At 73.9% G+C, this 21,923-nt stretch carries 17 protein-coding genes, 1 pseudogene and 1 riboswitch; of the genes and pseudogenes, 12 read left to right on the top strand and 6 right to left on the bottom strand.

The genetic code is table 11. The features are described from left to right. Positions 1–127: 127 nt before the first annotated feature. Positions 128–1,081, top strand: a complete 954-nt coding sequence (locus tag QMF80_RS10685; protein ID WP_283451984.1) for a zinc-binding dehydrogenase — start codon at positions 128–130, stop codon at positions 1,079–1,081. A gap of 301 nt (positions 1,082–1,382) precedes the next feature. Here QMF80_RS10685 and QMF80_RS10690 read toward each other — a convergent pair whose 3' ends face one another. The 3 genes from QMF80_RS10690 to QMF80_RS10700 form a co-directional block, all read right to left on the bottom strand. Beyond that, on the bottom strand, positions 1,383–2,162 hold the full coding sequence (locus QMF80_RS10690; RefSeq protein ID WP_283451986.1) for an enoyl-CoA hydratase/isomerase family protein: 780 nt from the start codon (positions 2,160–2,162) through the stop codon (positions 1,383–1,385). A gap of 138 nt (positions 2,163–2,300) precedes the next feature. Further along, the gene (locus QMF80_RS10695) at positions 2,301–2,522 is read right to left on the bottom strand and encodes a helix-turn-helix domain-containing protein (RefSeq protein ID WP_283451988.1); all 222 of its coding nucleotides are present in this window, start codon (positions 2,520–2,522) and stop codon (positions 2,301–2,303) included. Between the two features lie 373 nt (positions 2,523–2,895). Next, the gene (locus QMF80_RS10700; protein ID WP_283451990.1) at positions 2,896–4,494 is read right to left on the bottom strand and encodes an ABC-F family ATP-binding cassette domain-containing protein; all 1,599 of its coding nucleotides are present in this window, start codon (positions 4,492–4,494) and stop codon (positions 2,896–2,898) included. A gap of 277 nt (positions 4,495–4,771) precedes the next feature. On the opposite strand from QMF80_RS10700, the gene ypfJ reads away from it, so the two are divergent. Together ypfJ and QMF80_RS10710 are read left to right on the top strand one after the other, a co-directional pair. After that, positions 4,772–5,662 (top strand): KPN_02809 family neutral zinc metallopeptidase, encoded by an 891-nt coding sequence (gene ypfJ / locus QMF80_RS10705; protein WP_283451992.1) that lies wholly within the window; start codon positions 4,772–4,774, stop codon positions 5,660–5,662. Positions 5,663–5,747: 85 nt separating this feature from the next. After that, positions 5,748–6,143: a VOC family protein gene (locus QMF80_RS10710; RefSeq protein WP_283451993.1), complete on the top strand. Its 396-nt coding sequence runs from the start codon at positions 5,748–5,750 to the stop codon at positions 6,141–6,143. A gap of 180 nt (positions 6,144–6,323) precedes the next feature. Here QMF80_RS10710 and QMF80_RS10715 read toward each other — a convergent pair whose 3' ends face one another. Next, positions 6,324–7,808, bottom strand: coding sequence for a hypothetical protein (locus QMF80_RS10715; protein WP_502962819.1), 1,485 nt, complete (start codon positions 7,806–7,808; stop codon positions 6,324–6,326). A 106-nt stretch (positions 7,809–7,914) separates the two neighbouring features. Then, the gene (locus QMF80_RS10720; RefSeq protein ID WP_283451994.1) at positions 7,915–9,075 is read right to left on the bottom strand and encodes an alpha/beta hydrolase family protein; all 1,161 of its coding nucleotides are present in this window, start codon (positions 9,073–9,075) and stop codon (positions 7,915–7,917) included. Between the two features lie 341 nt (positions 9,076–9,416). On the opposite strand from QMF80_RS10720, the gene QMF80_RS10725 reads away from it, so the two are divergent. From QMF80_RS10725 to QMF80_RS10755, 7 genes and pseudogenes are all read left to right on the top strand, one after another. Then, positions 9,417–10,682 carry an inorganic phosphate transporter gene (locus QMF80_RS10725; protein WP_283451996.1) on the top strand — a complete coding sequence of 422 codons (1,266 nt, stop codon included), beginning with the start codon at positions 9,417–9,419 and terminating at the stop codon, positions 10,680–10,682. 19 nt (positions 10,683–10,701) lie between these two features. Continuing rightward, complete coding sequence (locus QMF80_RS10730; protein WP_283451997.1) at positions 10,702–10,923, top strand: hypothetical protein; 222 nt, start codon at positions 10,702–10,704, stop codon at positions 10,921–10,923. Positions 10,924–11,039: 116 nt separating this feature from the next. Then, a riboswitch (cobalamin riboswitch) is annotated at positions 11,040–11,184 on the top strand. Positions 11,185–11,220: 36 nt separating this feature from the next. After that, positions 11,221–12,201 (top strand): cobalamin biosynthesis protein, encoded by a 981-nt coding sequence (locus QMF80_RS10735; RefSeq protein WP_283452000.1) that lies wholly within the window; start codon positions 11,221–11,223, stop codon positions 12,199–12,201. Beyond that, positions 12,198–13,845, top strand: a pseudogene (locus tag QMF80_RS10740) (cobyric acid synthase); the annotation flags it as partial. The gene QMF80_RS10735 and the pseudogene QMF80_RS10740, both read left to right, overlap by 4 nt. A 60-nt stretch (positions 13,846–13,905) precedes the next feature. Beyond that, entirely contained in the window at positions 13,906–16,077 is a 2,172-nt protein-coding gene (locus QMF80_RS10745) for a putative cobaltochelatase (RefSeq protein ID WP_283452004.1), read from the top strand. Further along, positions 16,077–16,676 carry a cob(I)yrinic acid a,c-diamide adenosyltransferase gene (cobO, locus tag QMF80_RS10750; RefSeq protein WP_283452006.1) on the top strand — a complete coding sequence of 200 codons (600 nt, stop codon included), beginning with the start codon at positions 16,077–16,079 and terminating at the stop codon, positions 16,674–16,676. The genes QMF80_RS10745 and cobO overlap by 1 nt, the downstream gene beginning before the upstream one ends. Beyond that, positions 16,676–18,106, top strand: a complete 1,431-nt coding sequence (locus tag QMF80_RS10755; RefSeq protein ID WP_283452009.1) for a cobyrinic acid a,c-diamide synthase CobB — start codon at positions 16,676–16,678, stop codon at positions 18,104–18,106. Before cobO ends, QMF80_RS10755 begins: the two co-directional genes overlap by 1 nt. Before the next feature lie 2 nt (positions 18,107–18,108). Here QMF80_RS10755 and QMF80_RS10760 read toward each other — a convergent pair whose 3' ends face one another. Beyond that, a complete protein-coding gene (locus QMF80_RS10760) occupies positions 18,109–18,855 on the bottom strand; it encodes a ZIP family metal transporter (protein WP_283452011.1) in 747 nt (248 codons plus the stop codon). A 79-nt stretch (positions 18,856–18,934) separates the two neighbouring features. Here QMF80_RS10760 and cobC point away from each other — a divergent pair, with 79 nt between their 5' ends. Beyond that, positions 18,935–20,395, top strand: coding sequence for an Rv2231c family histidinol phosphate aminotransferase CobC (gene cobC / locus QMF80_RS10765; protein WP_502962820.1), 1,461 nt, complete (start codon positions 18,935–18,937; stop codon positions 20,393–20,395). A 287-nt stretch (positions 20,396–20,682) separates the two neighbouring features. Beyond that, positions 20,683–21,900 (top strand): CapA family protein, encoded by a 1,218-nt coding sequence (locus QMF80_RS10770; RefSeq protein ID WP_283452016.1) that lies wholly within the window; start codon positions 20,683–20,685, stop codon positions 21,898–21,900. Positions 21,901–21,923: the final 23 nt, after the last annotated feature.

The following is a 21,923-nucleotide window of genomic DNA, read 5'->3' on the forward strand; positions in this document are numbered from 1 at the left end:
CGCCGGACGGCCTACAGAGATTTGTTGATCTTGCTTGACCTCAACCGAGGTCGAGGTTCGAGACTGGAGACGCGGAGGAGATCACCGCAGCGGATCACAGAGGTCACAGGGGTCACAGGGGGATGTCATGCGCGCGATACAGGTGAATGAGTACGGCGGCCCGGAGGTGCTGGTTCCGGTGGAGCTGGCCGACCCGGTTCCGGAAGCGGGCGAGGTACTGGTCCGGGCCGAGGCGATCGACACGATCTACGTCGAGACCCAGATCCGGGGCGGCTGGGGCGAGGCCTTCGGGGTGCACCCGCCCTACGTCCCCGGGGGCGCCGCCGCCGGGACCGTCGTCGCGGCGGGCGAAGGGGTGGACCCGGCGTGGATCGGCCGCCGGGTGGTCGCCGCCCCCGGCACGAAGGGGACGTACGCGGAGCTGATCCGGGTCCCGCTGGACCTGGCCGTCCCGGTCCCGGACGGGCTTGGCACCCGGGAAGCGGCGGCGCTGGCGCACGACGCGGTGACGGGGATGGGGATCGCCGAAGGGGTCGCCGTCACGCCGGGCGAGCGGGTGCTGATCCTCGGCGCGGCGGGCGGGATGGGCACCCTGCTGGTGCAGCTCGCGGTGGCCGCCGGGGCGCACGTGGTGGGCGCGGCCCGGGGCGAGCGCAAGCTGGCGCTGGTACGGGAACTGGGCGCGGCCGCGGTGGTCGACTACTCGCAGCCGGGCTGGACCACGCGGGTCGGGGGCCCGGTGGACGTCCTGCTCGACGGGGTCGGCGGTGAGCTGGGCCTGGCGGCGTTCGCGCTGGTCAAGGACGGGGGCCGGATCTCGGCGCACGGGGCGCCGAGCGGGGGCTTCGCGGAGCTGGACCCGGTGGAGGTGGCGGCGCGGGGGATCGCGCTGCGGGGGATCGCGGAGGTGCGGTTCGGGGTGGCGGACCTCGTACGGCGGGCCGCGGGCGCGCTGGGGGAGGCCGCCGCCGGGCGGTTGCGGCCGGTCATCTCCCGGACCTTCCCCCTCGCCGAAGCCGAAGCCGCCCACCGCGCCATGGAATCCCGCAGCATCCCGGGCAAGGCCCTCCTCCTCCCGTAGCCCGTCGCCCTCGATCGCCGGGCGGGCTGGGGATTCGCCCTCAATCGCCGGGCGGGCTGAAGGTGCCGCCCGGCGGGCGACTCCAGCCTCGCCGGCGTTTGAGGCGCCCCCGGAGGGCCCGCACACCGCGGGATCCGGCCCCTACCGGTCCGCGCCGCCCCCGGCGGGCCCTCAAACGCCGGGCAGGCTGACATGCCGACGGGAGGCCGGAGCCCTGCGGCAGGCTGAAGTCTGCCGACGGAGCCGGAGCCCTGCGGGGGGCCGAAGGGTGCCGGCGGCCCGCGGCTCGCGGCGAGAGGGGTCAGTCGGCCAGGCCGGCCAGGTCGCGGAGGCGACGGGCCTGAGCCGCGCGTTCGGCGGTGCGCTGGTCGTCGTACGGGCGCTCGAGCGCACCCCGCAGCAACGCCTTAGTCTCGATCACCGCATCCCGCGGCGGCGCCACCAGCGCCGCCACCAGGTCCTGCACGGCGGCGTCGAGCTCGGACGCGGGCACCACGAGGTTGGCCAGGCCGATCCGCTCGGCCTCCTCCGCGTGGACGAAGCGCCCGGTGGCGCAGATCTCCAGGGCGCGGGCGTAGCCCACGATGTCGGTCAGCGGCCGCGTACCCGCCAGGTCCGGCACCAGCCCCAGGCTGGTCTCGCGCATGGCGAACTGCACGTCGTCCGCGACGACGCGCAGGTCACAACCGAGCGCGAGCTGGAAGCCGGCGCCGATGGCATGACCTTGCACCGCGGCGACGGAAATGATGTCGTTGCGCCTCCACCAGGTGAAGGCCTCCTGGTACTCGGCGATGGTGGCGTCCAACAGTTCGCCGGAGCCACGCGCCAGGTCCAGGAAGGACGGCTCGCCCTCGAAGCCTTCGGGCGTGAACGCCTTTCGGTCGAGTCCGGCGGAGAAGGACGTGCCTTCGCCGCGCAGCACGACGACCCGGACGGTGCCCGGCAACAACCGGCCGGCCTCTGCCAACGCCCGCCAGAGCGCGGGGGACTGAGCGTTTCGCTTGGCCGGATTGGTCAGTGTCACCGAGGCGACCGTGTCGTCGACGGTGAGCCGTACGCCGTCCTTGTCGAGCAGAGCCATCTGTATGCCTCCGGTGTGCAGTCGGCCGTGGACTCGGCCTTAAGTGACTGCACAGTAACCACCCAGTCGGCCACAGGGCCGACCGGGGGTCACCGAAGGAATCGTAGGAGCGATTCGAACCGGGCCGGATGGCCTGGATCAGGCCGAAGCCACCTTTTTCCCGCGTGTCGCGCCACCGCGACCACGGAGTGAGACTCCGGACTCGCTGAGCATCCGGTGAACGAACCCGTAGGACCGGCCAGTCTCCTCGGCCAGCGCCCGGATGCTCGCCCCGGAGTCGTACTTCTTCTTCAGGTCTGCCGCGAGCTTGTCGCGCGCGGCGCCGGTTACCCGGCTGCCCTTCTTCAGAGTCTCGGCCACCCGTGCCTCCTCATGGGAAGTGCGCTCTGGACTTCTCATGATCACCCCTCCCGGGCTTCCTGGCCACCCATTCAGCAAGGTCGGCGCGAGCGCATTTCTCAGGGAGTGCGCTCCCGAGCAGAACGGAATCTTCCCTTCCGACCCTGGGGTTCCGTCACGCTCCGCGACCCCTGACGGGAATCTCCAGGTCAGGAGGCCCGCGAGAACAACAATCGGCCCCGGGCACACTACGGTGAGTGCGCGGCCGGGGCCGTTGTACAGGGGGCGGGGGTACGAGACGTTCTCACTCAGATGATGGATCACTCGTGAGCCGAATGATCCATAAGGAACTGGATCAACGCGCCGGACCGCGCCCGACCGCTCCCGCAGGAGGTCAGGCCAGGGAGACCAGGTCCCGGTAGTCCGGGCCCCACAGGTCCTCGACGCCGTCCGGCAGCAGGATGATCCGCTCCGGCTCCAGCGCCTCCACCGCGCCCTCGTCGTGCGTGACGAGGATGACGGCGCCCTTGTACGTGCGCAGCGCGCCGAGGATCTCCTCGCGGCTGGCCGGGTCGAGGTTGTTGGTGGGCTCGTCGAGGAGCAGCACGTTCGCCGAGGAGACCACCAGGGTGGCCAGGGCGAGCCGGGTCTTCTCGCCGCCGGAGAGCACGCCCGCGGGCTTGTCCACGTCGTCGCCGGAGAACAGGAAGGAGCCGAGGGTCTTGCGTACGGCGACCAGGTCCAGGTCCGGTGCGGAGGAACGCATGTTCTCCAGCACCGTGCGCTCGGGGTCCAGGGTCTCGTGCTCCTGGGCGTAGTACCCGAGCTTGAGTCCGTGGCCCGGGGTGACCTCGCCGGTGTCCGGCTTCTCGGTGCCCGACAGCAGGCGCAGCAAGGTGGTCTTGCCCGCGCCGTTGAGGCCGAGGATGACCACGCGCGAGCCCTTGTCGATGGCGAGGTCGACGTCGGTGAAGATCTCCAGCGAACCGTAGGACTTGGACAGCCCCTCGGCGGTCAGCGGGGTCTTCCCGCAGGGCGCCGGGTCCGGGAAGCGCAGCTTGGCGACCTTGTCGGAGACGCGGACGGCGTCCAGGCCGGCGAGCAGCCGGTCGGCACGCTTGGCCATGTTCTGCGCGGCGACGGTCTTGGTGGCCTTGGCGCGCATCTTGTCGGCCTGGGAGTTGAGGGCCGCGGCCTTCTTCTCGGCGTTCTGGCGCTCGCGCTTGCGACGCTTCTCGTCGGCCTCGCGCTGCTGCTGGTAGAGCCGCCAGCCCATGTTGTAGACGTCGATCTGGGCGCGGTTGGCGTCCAGGTAGAAGACCTTGTTGACGACGGTCTCGACCAGGTCGACGTCGTGGGAGATCACCACGAAGCCGCCGCGGTAGTTCTTGAGGTAGTCGCGCAGCCAGACGATGGAGTCGGCGTCGAGGTGGTTGGTGGGCTCGTCGAGGAGCAGGGTGTCGGCGTCCGAGAAGAGGATCCGGGCCAGCTCGACGCGGCGGCGCTGACCACCGGAGAGGGTGTGCAGGGGCTGGCCGAGGACCCGGTCGGGCAGGCCGAGGGCGGCGGAGATGGTCGCGGCCTCGGACTCGGCGGCGTATCCGCCCTTGGTGAGGAACTCCGTCTCCTGGCGCTCGTACTGCCGCATCGCCTTCTCGCGGGTGGCGCCCGCGCCGGAGGAGATGCGCTCCTCGTTCATGCGCATCTTCTTGAGCAGGACGTCGAGCCCGCGCGCGGACAGGATCCGGTCGCTGGCCAGGACGTCGAGGTCGCCGGTGCGGGGGTCCTGCGGGAGGTAGCCGACCTCGCCGGAGCGGGTGATGGAGCCCGAGGCGGGCTGCCCCTCGCCCGCGAGGCACTTGGTGAGGGTGGTCTTGCCCGCTCCGTTGCGGCCGACGAGGCCGATGCGGTCGCCCTTGGCGACGCGGAAGGAGGCGGACTCGATGAGGATGCGGGCGCCTGCGCGCAGCTCGACACCGGTGGCGGTGATCACGGAAATACTCCAGGGCGGGGGGGACGGCGGAAGGGGGGCAGGACGCGTGAAGCTTCGACGCCGCTAATCCGCGAGGAGATTTGCCATAGGAGACATTCTACCGGGGGCGCGCAACTACTTTGCGGGGCGCCCACCATCGGGCGGGCGCCGGCCCGGGTCCCCCGTTCGGCCCTCGGATGGCGCCGTCGGGCGCAGGCCCGTACCAGGATGAAGGGGTTGATACCCGCAGGGGCGGGAAGGTGAACCGCCCTGCTTCATGGATAGAGGGCGGTGCGGGATGCAGTTCGACGACAACGCCGATCTGGACACTTCCGAGGTCAAGGACGTGCGGGGCAGCCGCGTCCCGGGCGGGAAGGCCACGATCGGCGGCGGCATCGTGGGCCTCATCGCGCTGGTCCTGGGGCTGCTCTTCGGTGTGGGTCCGGAGCAGCTCGGGCTGTCCGACGGGAGCCCCGAACCCGCGGCGACCTCCTCGTCGGTCGCCCAGGTGCAGCAGACCTGCAAGACGGGGAAGGACGCGAACGCGCGGGAGGACTGCCGCTTGGTCGCTGTGGTCAACAGCACGCAGGACTTCTGGAAGCGGGAGTTCACCAAGCGCGGCGGGCAGTACACCCCGGCGCAGACGGTCTTCTTCACCGGCAGGGTGGGCACCGCATGCGGGACGGCGACCTCGGCGGTCGGCCCGTTCTACTGCCCCGGTGACCGGCAGGTCTATCTGGACCTGGGGTTCTTCAACGAGCTGCGGACGAAGTTCGGGGCGAGCGGCGGCCCCTTCGCGCAGGCCTACGTGATCGCCCACGAGTACGGGCACCACATCCAGAACCTGACCGGCACCCTGCAGAAGGCCCAGGACGGCCGGCAGGGCGCGAACAGCAACGCGGTGAAGGTGGAACTGCAGGCGGACTGCTACGCCGGGGTATGGGCGAACAACGCGACCAGGACCCCGGACAAGACCAGTGGGCGGCCGCTGATCACCAGCCTGACCGAGCAGGACATCAAGGACGGCCTGGACGCGGCGGCCGCGGTGGGCGACGACCGGATCCAGGAGAAGTTCCAGGGCCGGGTCACCCCGGAGTCCTGGACGCACGGCAGCGCCGAGCAGCGCCAGCAGTGGTTCTACCAGGGGTACCGGACCGGTGACATGGCCCAGTGCAACACCTTCCGCTGACTGTCGGACCCGCTGACTGTCAGACCCGCCTGCGAGACTGTGGGGCGGGTCACATTCACGAGAGTCACGAGAGGGAGTGATCGTCATGGCGGGCGTTCCGACCATCTTTCCGACGCTGCTCTACCGCGATGCCACAGCGGCCATCAAGCAGCTCACGGAGGCCTTCGGGTTCACTCAGGCCGCGGTGTACGAGGGTGAGGGCGGCGCGGTCATGCACGCCGAGCTGGCCTACGGCAACGGCATGGTGATGCTGGGCAGCAAGGGCCGGGGCGGGCTCTTCGACGCGGCGATGGCCGACGGCGGTCCGACCGGGGTGTACATCGTGGTCGAGGACGTGGACGCCCACCACCGCCGGGCCGTGGAGCACGGGGTGGAAATCCTGATGCCGCCCACCGACCAGGACTACGGGTCGCGGGACTACATGGCCCGGGACGGCGAGGGCAACATCTGGAGCTTCGGGACGTACGCGCCGCAGGTCTGATCGCCGCCCGGCCCCAGGGCTGGGCTGTCCCGTGATCCCCGGCTGGTGCGCGACGCCGGGTGGGGCGCCTCTCCGCGGCGTCGGATCATCCGCGTACGCCCGGCATGAGGACGACCCTCCGCCATGCGGGGGGCCGCGTCTGACGCGCGCGCCGACCCGCCGCGGACGGCGGGACAGCCCTTAGACCCCGCCGGTGTGGACCTGGAAGGCGGCCCGGCGCATGGCCTTGGCGAGCGCCGGGTCGGGGTGGGCCGCGGCGAGGGCGACCAGTACTTGCACGGTGCGGGGGTGGCCGACCGCGCGGACCTCGTCGAGGAGCCGGGGGACGGTGGTGCGGACGGCCGAGTCCAGGTGCCGGGCCAGCAGCTCCGCCTCGCCGTGGTCGGCGATCGCGGCGGCGGTGTCCACCCACAGCCAGGTGGATTCCTCCCGGGTGAGCACGTCCTGGGCCTCGTCCGGGTCCACCCCGTCGTGCTCGGCGAGCCAGAGCAGGGCGTAGGGGCGCAGCGCGGACTCGCGGACCGCGGCGCGCACCTCGGGTTCGGCCGGGGCGCCGACCACGCGCAGCGCCTCGAAGGCCAGTCCGCGCAGCAGCGCGTCCTCGCCGCGGGCGGCGTGCAGCAGCTCGCTGACGGCGTGCCCGACGGGCCGGGCGGCGAGCCAGGCCTGATATTCGGCGCGGGCCGGGCCCGGGGTGAGCCGGGCGCAGCCGTGCAGCATGGCGGCGGCGGATTGCTCGATGTTCCCGGCCGGGCTCTGGGCGGCCACGCAGATCTGCTCCAGCTTGACCCAGACGGCCCAGCTGCCGAGCGGGGTCAGCGCGGCCTGCGCGGGGCCCAGGGTGACGGCGTCGACGGCGGCGAGACCACCGAGGGCCCAGCGCAGCAGCCGGGCCAGCGGGACCGGGCGGTCGGCGGACGCCGCGGGGGCGCCCTGGCCGTCCGGGGCGGGCCCGGCGGCGACGGGCACGCAGACGGGCGCGCCGGGTACGGGCGCCGGGGTGGCGGACACCGGGGCGTCGTAGGGGACTTCGCAGCGCTCGTCGCGCAGTTCGGTGACGCGCTGGCCCAGCAGGTCCAGGAGCGCGGGGACGGTCACGGGACCGGCCGAGAGCTGGAGCAGGGAGAGCACCTGGGGCATCGCCTCGACCACTTCGGCGACGGCTGCGGGGGCGATGTCGGCGGGGGCCGGGTGGACGAGCGACCAGGCGTCGAAGAGGGCGACCCAGCCGCGCAGCACGGCCGCGTCGTCACGGTCCCAGGCGCGCAGCCGCCAGCCGGGGCGGGCGTGCCCGCCGTGCACCTCGACGAGACCGGCGAGCCGGGCGCGGTCCCAGCCCACCTGGATCTGGCCGTGCGTCAGGCCCAGCTGTCCGGCGGCCCGTTCGACGTCGGCGGCGGGCAGCGCGCCCGCCGGGGCGGGCCGGGAACCGTCGGCCGGGCCGAGGTGGTGCTCGGCCCAGCGGGCCAGGCGCACGGCGTCCACCAGGGAGGCGCGGGCCCGGTTCGCGAGGTCGGGCGCGGCGGGGGTGCCCGCCGGTGGCCGGGGGGTGGGCCGGGTGCTCCGGTCCGTCACCGCCTTGCGGGCCGCGGCGACGGAGCGCGGAGAGACGAGTCGGAGTCTGGAGTCGCGAGCCAACTGCTCATCAGGCTTTCGGGACGTCACGGAAGCAGTCTCGCTCGTCACCGGCCGAAAGCCCAATCGGAACCAGCCGTTACGGCTGGAGAGCAGTAGAACAGAGCGGGACAAACCATCCTTCTGTTCACGGTGGCTACATAAGAGGGGTCAGGAATCGGCGCAGGGCTTCCTCGTAGCCCGCGGGATCGGCGTTCCACATGGCCCCGTGCGGCGCGTCGCGGACGGTGCGCAGCGTGACGAGGTCGGGCCGGGCCGCGGCGAGCCTCCGGGAGGGTTCCCAGGGGGCGAGCGTGTCCTGCGGCCCGTGGAAGATCAGTACGGGCATCCGCAGGGCTCCCGGATCGGCGCCGGGGGGCGGCTGGCCGGCGCGGAGCCCGGACCGGCCCTCGGCGGCCCGGACGGCGAGCGGCAGCAGCGCGGCCGGGATCCGCCGGGCGGCGGCGAGCCCGCGCAGGGTCGTGGGCCAGTCCAGGACCGGGGAGTCGAGGACCAGACCGGAGATCCGGTCGGCGAGGGCGGAGCGTTCGGCGGCGTACAGGGCCATGGTGGCGCCGGTGGACCAGCCGTGCAGGACGACCCGGCGGGCGCCGTAGCGCAGGGCGTAACGGATCGCGGCGTCCAGATCTCGCCATTCGGAGATGCCGAGATGGCCGAGACCATCGGGTGAGCGGGGGGCTCCGAGGTCGCCCCGGTAGGCGAGGTCGAGCACCGGGAGCCGCTGCCCGTTCAGGAAGGGCATGACCACCATTGGGTGTTCACGGGTGCCGCCGAGCCCGTGCACGGTGATAACCCAGGTGTCCCGGGCGGCGGGCACGAACCAGGCGGGCAGGGCGCCCAGTTCCCCGGGGACGTCCACGTCGGCGTGGTCCAGCCCGAGGGCGGAGCGCGGGTCGCCCAGGTGGATCTGCGGCGTGAGGCGGACCTGGGCGCCGGGGGCCAGGACGCCGTGGGTGACCCCGGTCAGGCGGCGCACGACGGTGTCCGGATCGTGCGGGACGTCGGGGAGGACCGCGCCGACGACCGCGTGCACCCCGGGCCCGGCCAGCGCGTAGGTACCGGGCCACCGCGAGGCCGGGTCGGGGGCGTTCCCGGCCGAAGGACGGGGGCGGGTCAGGACCACCCGGTCCCCGGTGACGGAGTGGACGCTGAGCCGGGGGCCGCCGGGGAGCGGGCGGCCGGGCTCGGTGCGCAGGGCGGCGTCGGCGGCGTACCGGCCCGCCACGACCGCGGCCACGCCTGCGGCGACGGTGAGAGAGGTGGTGACGGCCGCTGCCGTCGCTGTAGCGGAGCGCACGGGTCCAGTGTCGGGGAGCGGCGCCGCCCCGGCCAGTGGAGCGCCGCGAAAGGTACCGGTCCCGGCCACGGAACGGATCGCCCCGCCGGACGCCCGGACGGAGTGATCTGGGTCTCCTCCGGGGTGCGCGACGGGGGCCCGCGGGGCCGGAAGTCCCCCGGGTGGCCGACGGTTCACCCGCCTCTGACGTGCATAAATCGATATATCCACTCACCAACCGGGACCAGGTGCCCAAACCCGCCCGGCCCTGATACACCACTCCGCCCGTTTCAGTTCACCTTCCGTTCACTCAGGTTGCCTACGGTCGGCGAGCCACTGACGTCAAACAGAAGCCTGGGTAAATGGAGCACATAACGCTTCTCCTCGGGATCGTGATCATCACCGCTCTCGTGTTCGACTTCACGAACGGTTTTCACGACACGGCCAACGCGATGGCGACCACCATCTCGACCGGCGCGCTCAAGCCCAAGGCGGCGGTGGCCATGTCCGCCGCGCTGAACCTCGTTGGCGCCTTCCTGTCCGTGGAGGTCGCCAAGACGATCTCCAGCGGCCTGATCAACGAGAGCGGCATCCAACCCGAAGTGATCTTCGCCGCCCTGGTCGGCGCGATCCTCTGGAACCTGGTGACCTGGCTGATCGGACTGCCCTCCAGTTCCTCCCACGCCCTGATGGGCGGCCTGATCGGCGCCGCGGTCGCCTCGGCCGGCCTCGGCGCGGTCAACGGCGGCGTCGTCGTCACCAAGGTGCTGCTGCCCGCGCTCGCCGCACCCCTGGTCGCCGGCGTCGCCGCCCTGCTCGCCACGAAGCTGACGTACAAGCTCGGCAAGCAGGTCGGCGAGAAGACCGGCACCAAGGGCTACCGGGCCGGACAGATCGCCTCGGCGGGTCTGGTCTCCCTCGCGCACGGCACCAACGACGCGCAGAAGACGATGGGCATCATCACCCTGGCCCTGGTCAGCGGCGGCGTCCTCGTCCCCGGCTCCAACCCGCCCGTGTGGGTCATCGTCTCGGCCGGCATGGCCATCGCGATGGGCACCTACCTCGGCGGCTGGCGCATCATCCGCACCATGGGCAGCGGCCTGACCGACCTCCAGCCGCAGCAGGGCTTCGCCGCCCAGACCGCGGCCGCGAGCGTCATCCTGGCCTCCTCGCACCTGGGCTTCTCCCTCTCCACCACCCACTCGTGCTCCGGCGCGGTGATGGGCGCCGGTCTGGGCCGCAAGGGCGGCGTGGTCCGCTGGTCCACCGCCTCCCGGATGTTCATCGCCTGGGGCCTGACCCTGCCCGCCGCCGCACTGGTCGCCGCGGGCGCCGAGCTGGTCATGCGGACCGGTGACATCGGGGTCGCGGCCGTCGCGGTCTTCCTCATCGGCTCCTGCGTCGCCATCTGGCTGATCTCGCGCCGCCAGGTCGTCGACCACCACAACGTCAACGAGGCCGAGGCCGGCCCGGGCGAGGCGCCCGGCGTGGTCACCACCGCGATCGCCGCCGTCGCCGTCCCCCCGGCCGCGGGCACCACCGCCGCGGTCACGGACGAGAGCTTCAAGGCGACCATCCCCACCCCGGCCGCTCCCCCGGCACCGGCGGCTCCCGCCGCCGCGGTCTGACCACAGAGGAATCGGCAGTATGAAGATCGACTGGGCAGCACTCGGCTCCGTGTTCGGCGTCAGCCTCTCCGCGACCGTCGCCCTCGTGACCCTGTTCACCCTGGGCATCGTGGGTCTGTCGAAGCACGAGGCCGCGACCGGCCAGGGGGGCACCGCCCACCTGGCGCGCACCGGCGCCTACGCCTGCTTCGCGCTGTGCGCGGTGGCCGTCGGCTACGCGATCTTCCTGATCGTCAACTGACCCACCCGCGCACCACCGGCACCACCGCGCACGAAAGCTCCCTCCGGCCCACCGCCGGGGGGAGCTTTCGCAGGTCCGGCGACAGGGGACGGGCAGGTCAACGGCAAGTTGACGGGCGTTCGCGGTGCGTGGTGGACTGCCGGAGCCAATACGGCGGCATGAAGAGGAAGTCCGGTGCGAATCCGGCGCGGTCCCGCCACTGTCACCGGGGAGCCAACGCCCCCCGGAAGCCAGGAACTCTCGCCACCGGACACGTCGAACCAGGGCGCGGACCCTGAGTGAGGACCTACCTGCCACATGCGTGCCGATCGCGTTTTCGCGTACGGCGCGACGGCCGGCCTGATCGGCGACCGGATCCTCGGTGATCCGCGCCGCGGGCATCCCGTCGCTGCTTTCGGGCGGACCGCCGCCACCGTTGAACGAGCCCTGTGGGGTACGAGCCGGGCCCGGGGCGTGGTGCACGCCCTGGTGTGCGCCGGGGGCGCGGCCGCCATCGGCGCGCTCGGCGCCCGCGCCGTGCGCTCCGGGCCCGCCGCCGCCCGTATCGCCCTGACCGCCGCCGCGACCTGGGCGGTCGTCGGCGGTACCTCGCTGGGCCGCGAGGCTCGCGCCATCGGCGGCGCGCTCGCCGCCGGGGACACCGAGGTGGCCCGCGAGCGGCTGCCGCACCTGTGCGGGCGCGACCCGCAGGCCCTGGACGAGCAGCAGATCGCCCGCGCCGTCGTGGAGTCGGTCGCCGAGAACACCTCCGACGCCGTCGTCGGCGCCCTGGTGTGGGGCGCGCTGGCGGGGGTGCCCGGGCTGCTGGGCTTCCGCGCGGTGAACACCCTGGACGCGATGGTCGGCCACAAGTCCCCCCGCTACCTGCGCTACGGCTGGGCCTCGGCCCGGCTCGACGACGTCGCGGGCTGGCCGGGGGCGCGGCTGACGGCGCTGGCCGCCGTACTGGCCGGCCCCGACCGGCGCGGCGCCGTACGGGCCTGGCGCGCGGACGCGGCCGCCCACCCCAGCCCCAACGCGGGCCCGGTGGAAGCCTCCTTCGCGGGGGCGCTCGGGGTCCGGCTCGGCGGAACCCTGGCGTACGCCGGGCGCGTGGAGCACCGGGCGGTGCTGAACGGGGACGGGGGGCGGCCCGTCGAAGTCGCCGACATCGAACGGGCCGTACGGCTCTCCCGGCAGGTCACCTGGATCTCCCTGGGAGCCTGCGTGGCCCTGCGGCTCCTGGTCTCCCGGCTGTCACCCGGCCCGTCGGGCCGTACTACGAAGGGACGCGCATGAGCGGCGCGCGGCGCGGCGGCGGACTCCTGGTCGCCGGCACCACATCCGACGCGGGCAAGAGCGTGGTCACCGCGGGCATCTGCCGCTGGCTCGCCCGCCAGGGCGTGAAGGTGGCGCCCTTCAAGGCGCAGAACATGTCGCTGAACTCCTTCGTCACCCTGGAGGGCGCCGAGATCGGCCGCGCCCAGGCGATGCAGGCCCAGGCGGCGGGGGTCGAGCCGACCGCGCTGATGAACCCGGTGCTGCTCAAGCCCGGGAGCGACCGCAGCAGCCAGGTGGTGCTGCTGGGCAAGCCGGTGGGTGAGATGAGCGCGCGCGGGTTCTTCGGGGAGTCCGGGGCTGCCTCCTCCGGCAAGGCTCTGCACGGCGGCAGGCAGGAGCAGTTGCTCGGCGTCGTCACGGACTGCCTGGAGCAGCTGCGGGGCACGTATGACGCCGTGATCTGCGAGGGGGCGGGCAGTCCGGCCGAGATCAATCTGCGGCGCACGGACATCGTGAACATGGGCATCGCGCGGGCCGCGCGCTTCCCCGTGGTCGTGGTCGGGGACATCGACCGGGGCGGGGTCTTCGCCTCCTTCTTCGGTACGACGGCCCTGCTGTCCCCCGAGGACCAGTCGCTGATCGCGGGCTACCTCGTGAACAAGTTCCGCGGTGACGTGTCCCTGCTGGAGCCCGGCATGGAGATGCTGCGCGGGCTGACCGGCCGGGCCACCTACGGCGTCCTGCCCTTCCAGCACGGCCTCGGCATCGACGAGGAGGACGGGCTGCGGGTCTCGCTGCGCGGCGCGGTGCGCGAGTCGGTGACGGCGCCTCCGGTCGGCGAGGACGTGCTGCGGGTCGCGGTCTGCGCGGTGCCGCTGATGTCGAACTTCACGGACGTGGACGCGCTGGCCGCCGAACCCGGGGTCGTGGTGCGGTTCGTGGACCGCGCCGAGGAACTGGCCGACGCCGACCTGGTCGTCGTACCGGGGACGCGCGGCACCGTGAAGGCGCTGGCCTGGCTGCGCGAGCGCGGGCTCGCCGACGCGCTGGCCCGGCGGGCCGCCGAGGGGCGCCCGGTGCTGGGCATCTGCGGTGGCTTCCAGGTGCTGGGCGAGTCGATCGAGGACGAGGTCGAATCGCGGGCCGGGACCGTGGACGGGCTCGGGCTGCTGCCCGTACGCGTCCGTTTCGAGCGGGAGAAGACCCTGTCGCGGCCGAGCGGGCGCGCGCTGGGCGAGAGCGTCGAGGGGTACGAGATCCACCACGGCGTGGCCGATGTGCGGGGCGGGGTTCCGTTCCTGGACGGGTGCCGGGTCGGGGAGGTCTGGGGCACGCACTGGCACGGGTCGCTGGAGAGCGACGGCTTCCGGCGGGCCTTCCTGCGGGAGGTCGCGCGCGCGGCCGGACGGCGGTTCGTGCCCGCGCCGGACACCTCCTTCGGGGCGCTGCGGGAGGAGCAGCTGGACCTGCTGGGCGATCTGATCGAGGAGCACGCCGACACCGGGGCGCTGTGGCGGCTGATCGAGGGCGGGGCCCCGGTGGGCCTGCCGTTCCTGCCGCCGGGCGCGCCGTGACGGCCCGCCGGGCCCCGCGGGCGGCCGTCCCCTCCCCGCTCCTTCCCGGCACCGGGCCCTGCCCGGACCCGGTCCTCGAGCACCGGACAGGCCGGAAGACCCGGCATTCGTACGCACCACACGTCCCGCCCAGAGGAGTGAGCACTCGATGAGTCAGCCCTATCCGTTCACCGCGGTGGTCGGCCAGGCCGATCTGCGGCTGGCACTACTGCTCAACGCCGTGAGCCCCGCCGTCGGCGGTGTGCTCGTGCGCGGGGAGAAGGGGACCGCCAAGTCCACCGCCGTGCGGGCCCTGTCCGCGCTGCTGCCGCAGGTCGAGGTCGTGCCCGGGTGCCGCTTCTCCTGCGCGCCGACGGCGCCGGACCCGGCCTGCCCCGACGGTCCGCACGAGGCGGGCTCCGGGACCGCCCGGCCCGCGCGGATGGTGGAGCTGCCGGTGGGCGCCTCCGAGGACCGGCTCGTGGGGGCGCTCGACATCGAACGGGCCCTGGCCGAGGGCGTGAAGTCCTTCGAACCGGGTCTGCTCGCCGACGCGCACCGCGGGATCCTGTACGTCGACGAGGTCAACCTGCTGCACGACCACCTCATCGACCTGCTCCTCGACGCCGCCGCGATGGGCGCCTCCTACGTCGAGCGCGAGGGCGTCTCCGTGCGGCACGCCGCCCGCTTCCTGCTCGTCGGCACGATGAACCCGGAGGAGGGCGAGCTGCGTCCGCAGCTGCTGGACCGGTTCGGGCTGACCGTCGAGGTCGCCGCCTCCCGCGAACCCGCCCAGCGGGTGGAGGTGGTGCGGCGCAGGCTCGCGTACGAGGACGACTCCGCCGCCTTCGCCGCGCGCTTCGCCGGGGACGAGGCGGACGTACGGACCCGGGTGGTGGCGGCGCGGGCGCTGCTGCCGCAGGTGGTCCTCGGGGACGGCGCGCTGATGCGGATCGCCGCGACCTGCGCCGCGTTCGAGGTGGACGGGATGCGGGCCGACATCGTGATGGCGCGCACCGCCACCGCGCTGGCGGCCTGGGCCGGGCGGACGGACGTACGCAAGGAGGACGTCCGGCAGGCCGCGCTGCTGGCGCTGCCGCACCGGCGGCGGCGCAACCCCTTCGACGCGCCGGGGCTGGACGAGGACAAACTGGACGAGATCCTCGACTCCTTCCCCGACGAGGAGCCCGAGCCGGACCCCGACCCGGAGCCGGAGCCGGAGCCCGACGGCCCGGACGACGGCGGACCCGAGGGCGGACCGGACGGCGGACCCGAGGGCGGTCCCGACGGAGACGGCGGGGTGCCGCCACAGGGCCACGGGCAGGACCCCGCGTCCCGCCCCGCCCAGGAACCGGACGGCGGCGCCACGGACCCGGCCGACCCGGCGGACCCCCAGCGGGACCCCGAACCCGCGCCGGCCCGCGCCGACGCGGCCGAGGCGCCGACCCAGGCGGCCGTTGCGGCCGCCGACCCCTTCCGGACCCGGATGCTCAGCGTCCCGGGGCTCGGTGAGGGCGCGTCCGGACGGCGCTCGCGGGCCCGTACCGCGCACGGGCGCACCACCGGCGCGCAGCGCCCCCGGGGGCACCTGACCACGCTGCACCTCGCCGCGACCATCCAGGCGGCCGCCCCGCACCAGCTGGCGCGCGGGCGCACCGGGCGCGGGCTGGTCGTGCGCAAGGACGATCTGCGCCAGGCCACCCGGGAGGGGCGCGAGGGGAACCTCGTGCTCTTCGTCGTCGACGCCTCGGGCTCGATGGCGGCCCGCAAGCGCATGGGCGCGGTCAAGGGCGCGGTCCTCTCGCTGCTGCTGGACGCCTACCAGCGGCGGGACAAGGTCGGTCTGATCACCTTCCGCGGGTCCGGCGCCGAGCTGACGCTGCCGCCCACCTCCTCGGTGGACGCGGCGGCGGCCCGGCTGGAGCAGTTGCCGACCGGCGGGCGCACCCCGCTGGCGGCCGGGCTGCTCAAGGCCCACGACGTCCTGCGGATCGAGCGGCTGCGCGATCCCTCGCGCCGTCCGCTGCTGGTGGTCGTCACCGACGGGCGGGCCACCTCGGCGGGTCCGGCGGGCGGTGACGCCCGGGCGCTCGCGCGCCGGGCCGCGCTGCTGCTCCGCGGCCAGGACACCGCCTCGGTGGTCGTGGACTGCGAGGCGGGGCCGGTGCGGCTCGGGCTGGCCGGGGTGCTGGCCGCCGATCTGGGCGGGCCCGCGGTGACCCTCGACGGACTGCGGGCCGACTCGTTGGCCGGGCTCGTCAAGAACGTGCGTACAGCGGTGTCGGCCCAGCCCCGGACCGGCCGCCAGAGCGACAACTCCAGCCACAGGAAGGCCGCGTAATGCCCCAGGGACAGCCGACCGTCGTTCCCGACGACGGTCTCACGACACGCCAGCGCCGCAACCGCCCGCTGGTCTTCGTCCACACCGGACCCGGCAAGGGCAAGTCGACGGCCGCCTTCGGGCTGGCGCTGCGCGCCTGGAACCAGGGCTGGCCGGTCGGGGTGTTCCAGTTCGTCAAATCGGCGAAGTGGAAGGTCGGCGAGGAGAACGCGCTCAAGGCCCTCGGCGAGACGGGCAAGGGCGGCCCGGTCGTCTGGCACAAGATGGGCGAGGGCTGGTCCTGGGTCCAGCGTGACGCGCAGCTCGACAACGAGCAGGCGGCGAAGGAGGGTTGGGAGCAGGTCAAGCGCGACCTGGCCGCCGGGACGCACACCCTGTACGTCCTGGACGAGTTCACCTACGCACTGCACTGGGGATGGATCGACGTGGACGAGGTGATCGAGGTGCTGCGGAACCGCCCCGGGACCCAGCACGTGGTCATCACGGGCCGCAACGCCCCCGAGAAGCTCGTGGAGTTCGCGGACCTGGTCACCGAGATGACCAAGGTCAAGCACCCCATGGACACCGGCCAGAAAGGCCAGAGAGGCATCGAGTGGTGATGTCCGTGAACGTCCCGCGCCTGGTGATCGCCGCGCCGTCCTCCGGCAGCGGAAAGACCACGGTCGCGACGGGCCTGATGGCGGCCTTCACGGAGCGCGGTCTCGCCGTGTCCCCGCACAAGGCCGGTCCGGACTACATAGACCCCGGCTACCACGCGCTGGCCACCGGGCGGCCCGGGCGCAACCTGGACGCCTTCATGTGCGGGCCGGAGCTGATCGGCCCGCTGTTCGCGCACGGGTCGGCCGGGTGCGACCTCGCCGTGATCGAGGGCGTGATGGGCCTCTACGACGGGGCCGCCGGGCGGGGCGAACTCGCCTCGACCGCGCACGTGGCGAAGCTGCTGCGGGCCCCGGTGGTGCTGGTCGTGGACGCGTCCTCGCAGTCCCGGTCGGTGGCGGCGCTGGCCCACGGCTTCGCGTCCTTCGACCCGCGGGTGCGGCTCGGGGGCGTGATCCTGAACAAGGTGGGCTCCGACCGGCACGAGGTGATGCTGCGGGAGGCGCTGGAGGAGGCCGGGATGCCGGTGCTCGGCGTACTGCGCCGGGCCCCGCAGGTCGCGGCGCCCTCGCGGCACCTGGGGCTGGTCCCGGTCGCCGAGCGCCGCGCCGACGCGCTGGCGTCGGTGGCCGCGCTGGCCGAGCAGGTGCGGGCGGGGTGCGATCTGGAGGCCCTGATGGCGCTGGCCCGTACCGCGCCGGCGCTGACGGACGAGGCGTGGAGCCCGGAGCGGGAACTGCCCGCCGCCCCGGCGTCCGGGCGGCGGCCGGTGGTCGCCGTCGCGGGCGGGCCCGCCTTCACCTTCTCCTACGCCGAACACGCCGAGCTGCTGACCGCGGCCGGGGCGGAGGTCGTCACCTTCGACCCGCTGCACGACGAGGCCCTGCCCGAGGGCACGGCGGGGCTGGTCATCGGCGGCGGCTTCCCCGAGGTGTACGCGCCCGAGCTGTCCGCCAACGAGCCGCTGCGCGTCGCGGTGGCCGCCTTCGCCGCGTCGGGGGCGCCGGTCGCCGCCGAGTGCGCCGGGCTGCTCTACCTGGGGGGTTCCCTGGACGGGAAGCCGATGTGCGGGGTGCTGGACGCCGACGCGCGGATGTCGGACCGGCTCACCCTCGGCTACCGCGAGGCGGTGGCCCTCTCGGACAGCCCGCTGGCGCTGACCGGGACCCGGCTGCGCGGGCACGAGTTCCACCGCACCGTGATCGAGCCGGGCGCCGGGCGCGCGCCCGCGTGGGGGTTCACCCACCCCGAGCGCCGGGTGGAGGGCTTCGTCCGGGGCGGTGTGCACGCCAGCTACCTGCACACGCACTGGGCGGCGGAGCCTTCGGTGGCACGGCGCTTCGTGGACTCGGCGCGCGCCGCGCGGGGCGGGCGCGCCGAGGGCCCGTCGGCGGTGGAAGGACCGGTGGAAGGACCGGCGGAAGCCCGGTGACCTCAGTCCGCGAGTCCGACGACCAGCCAGATCCCGGCGACCCCGCCCACCGTGCACATCAGCGTGGACAGGGCGGGGTGCCGGTGGTGCGCCTCGGGCAGGATCTCGGCCGACGCGAGGTAGAGCAGCACTCCGGCGAAGAAGCCGAGGTATCCCCCCAGCGGTTCCTCCGGAAGGGTGAACAGCAGAGTGGACAGCGCGCCGACGACGGGGGCCACGGCATCCGCGAAGAGCATCATCAGGGCCTTGCGGCGGGCGTTCCCGTAGAGGCTGGTCAGGGTGTAGGTGTTGAACCCGTCGGCGAAGTCGTGGGTGATCACGGCCAGGGCGACGGCCACCCCCATCCCGCCGCCGACCTGGAACGCGGCGCCGAGCGCCACCCCGTCGGCGAGGCTGTGGCCGACCATCGCGCCCGCCGCGGTGAGGCCGACCTCGGGGACCCGGCCGCCGTGTTCCCCTTCCCCGGTGCCGTTCTCGCCGCCGTGGGAGGCCTGGCGCACGGCCAGCACCCGTTCCACGACGTGCGCGACGAGGAACCCGGACACGAAGAGCAGCAGGGCCAGCGGTACGCCGAACACCTCGTGCCCGGCCGCCCGCATCGCCTCCGGCAGCAGGTCCAGGCCCACCACCCCGAGCATCAGTCCGCCGGCCAGGCCCAGCACGAGGTGGCGGCGGTCGGTGACGCGTTGCGCCGTCCACCCGCCCGCCAGCGTCATCAGGAACGCGCCCAACGCCACGATCACCGCCATAGGCCCCTGAATACCGACTGCCGGGCCCGGGCGCGACTTCGCGTCCGGGTGGCGCGCGATGAGATGTTGACGGCTGACGATGTCGAGGGAGCGAGGACCCCGGGTGGGCGAGCAGGGCGGTAACAACGGGTACGAGCGGGTCGTGGTCGGGATCGGCGGCCGTGCGGGGGTCTCGGCGGCGGAGGTCCGCGCCCTGGTCGAGGAGACGCTCCGGGACGCCGGGCTGCCCCTGGCCTCGGTCGCCGCACTGGCGACGGTGGAGTCGAAGGCGGCCGAGGCCGGGATCTCGGGCGCCGCGGAGGGTTTCGGCGTACCGCTGCTCACGTACGGGGCCCAGCAGCTGGCCCGGATCGCCGTACCGCATCCGAGCGAGGCCGCGCGGAACGCCGCCGGGACCCCCTCGGTGGCCGAGGCGGCGGCGCTGGCGGGGGGCGGCGAGCTGCTCGTGCCCAAGCGGAAGTCGGCGGCGGCGACCTGCGCGGTGGCCCGGGCCGAGGCGCACGACCTGCGCCACCACGGGGACGCGGAGCTGGTGGACGCGGGCGGGTCGCTGGTGGACCTGGCCGTCAACGTACGGTCGGACACTCCCCCGGCCTGGCTCAAGGAGCGGATCGCCGCCTCGCTGGACACCCTTTCGGCGTATCCGGACGGGCGGGCGGCGCGGGCCGCGGTGGCCGCGCGGCACGGGCTGCCGGTGGAGCGGGTGCTGCTGACGGCCGGGGCGGCCGAGGCGTTCGTGCTGATCGCGCGGGCCGTGGGCGCCGTACGGCCGGTGGTGGTGCACCCGCAGTTCACCGAGCCGGAGGCGGCCCTGCGGGACGCCGGGCACCGGGTGGAGCGGGTGCTGCTGCGCCCGGAGGACGGGTTCCGCCTGGACCCGTCGGCGATACCCGAGGACGCGGACCTCGTGGTCGTCGGCAATCCGACCAACCCGACCTCGGTCCTGCACCCGGCGGCGGCGCTGGCCGCGCTGGCCCGGCCGGGGCGGACGCTGGTGGTGGACGAGGCCTTCATGGACGCGGTGCCGGGCGAACGCGAGGCGTTGGCCGGGCGCACGGACGTACCCGGACTGGTGGTGCTGCGGAGCCTGACCAAGACCTGGGGGCTGGCGGGGCTGCGGATCGGTTACGTACTCGCCGAGCCCGGGGTGATCGCGGCGCTGGCGGCCGCGCAGCCGTTGTGGCCGGTGTCGAGCCCGGCGCTGGCGGCGGCCGAGGCCTGCGTGGAGCCCGCGGCGCTGGCCGAGGCGGAGGCCGCGGCCCGGCAGATCGAGGTGGACCGCGACCACCTGCTGGCCGGGCTGGCCGAGTTCGACGAGGTCGCGGTGGCGGGGGTGGCCGCGGGGCCGTTCGTCCTGATCCGGGTGGACCGGGCCCCGGAGGTGCGGGCACGGCTGCGGGCCCTCGGGTTCGCGGTGCGGCGCGGGGACACCTTCCCGGGGCTGGACCGGTCCTGGCTGCGGCTGGCGGTGCGCGACCGGGCGACGACGGGACGGCTGCTCCAGGCGCTGGACCACGCGCTGACGCTGACCTCTTCCTGAGCCCGCCGGGCGACCGGGCCGCGGCGCGCGGCCGCCTGCCCGCTTGCCCGCTTGCCTGCCCGCTTGCCTGCCCGCTTGCCCGCTTGCCTGCCCGCTTGCCTGCCTGCCTGCCTGCCTGCGGACGCCCACGGCAACGCCGCAGGTCACGGGCCGGACTCGGGCGTGTCCGCGTCCTGTGCGGCTCGCCCCGTTCCGCTCGCCCGAAGCGAACGGCCGTGCGAGAGTTGCCCGACAGGCGCAGGGGCCGCAATGGGCCGAAATCATAGGTTCCGGGGGGGAACACCAGGATGAGAGCATCCACCAGGGCAGCGGTGGGCGTGGCGGCGCTGGCGGTGGTCGCCGGTGGCCTCTACGTCGTGCCCGACCTGATCGACAAGGGGAGTTCGGCGGCCGGGCAGAGGCTCGGCGGCGACACCGTCGAGCCCGTCGAGTCCGGCGCGAGCACGCCGCCCGGCGCCCGGCCCTTCACGCTCGTCGGTACGGGCGACATCATCCCGTACCCCTCGATCATCGAGCGCTCGGCCCTCGACGCGGGCGGCGACGGGCACGACTTCCGCAAGATACTCGCGGGCGTCAAACCCGTCGTGAGCGCTGCCGACGTGGCGATCTGCCACCACGAGATACCGTACGGCGAGCCCGGCGGCCCCTTCACGGGCTACCCCACCTTCAAGGCGCCGCACGAGCTGGCCGACGCACTCAAGGACACCGGTTACGACAGCTGCTCGACGGCGTCGAACCACACGCTGGACGCCGGGTACCCCGGCCTCGCCCGGACGCTCGACCACCTCGACCGGGTCGGCGTCAAGCACACCGGCTCGGCCCGCAGTCCCGAGGAGGCGAAGGCCCCGGCCCTGTTGGGCGCGGGCGGCGCGAAGATCGCCCAGCTGTCGTACACGTACGGCACGAACGGCATCCCGGTACCCGAGGACAAGCCCTGGTCGGTCAACCTCATCGACCAGCGGCGGATCATCGCCGACGCCCGCGCCGCCCGGGCGGCGGGCGCGAACGTGGTGGTGCTCAGCGTCCACTGGGGCACCGAATGGCAGACCGCCCCGGACCAGCAGCAGGGGGAGCTGGCGCGGGAGCTGACCGCGTCGAAGACGGACGGCCAGCCGGACATCGATCTGATCCTGGGCACCCACAACCACGTTCCGCAGCCGTACGAGAAGATCAACGGCACCTGGGTGGTCTACGGGATGGGCGACCAGGTCGCCAGCTTCGTGCCGCCCGAGATGAAGCGCGGCAACATGGGCTCGATCCCGCGCTTCACCTTCAGTCCGTCGGCCGACCGGCCCGGGCACTGGGACGTGACCAAGGCCGAATTCCTCACCCAGTACTCGGACATGGACCCGCCGTTCCGGGTCGTCTGCGCGGCCTGCGCCGCTTCGGACGCCGGCCTGAGCGCCGCGAAGCGGACCGAGTACGCCGCCGTGGACAAGCAGGTGACGGAGGCCGTGCTGTCGCGCAAGGCGGGCGAGGCGGGGCTCACGCACGCCACCCGCTGACACGTCCCGAGCGGGAGGCGCGG

The sequence above is a fragment of the Streptomyces sp. G-G2 genome, from assembly GCF_030063135.1.
GTDB lineage: Bacteria > Actinomycetota > Actinomycetes > Streptomycetales > Streptomycetaceae > Streptomyces.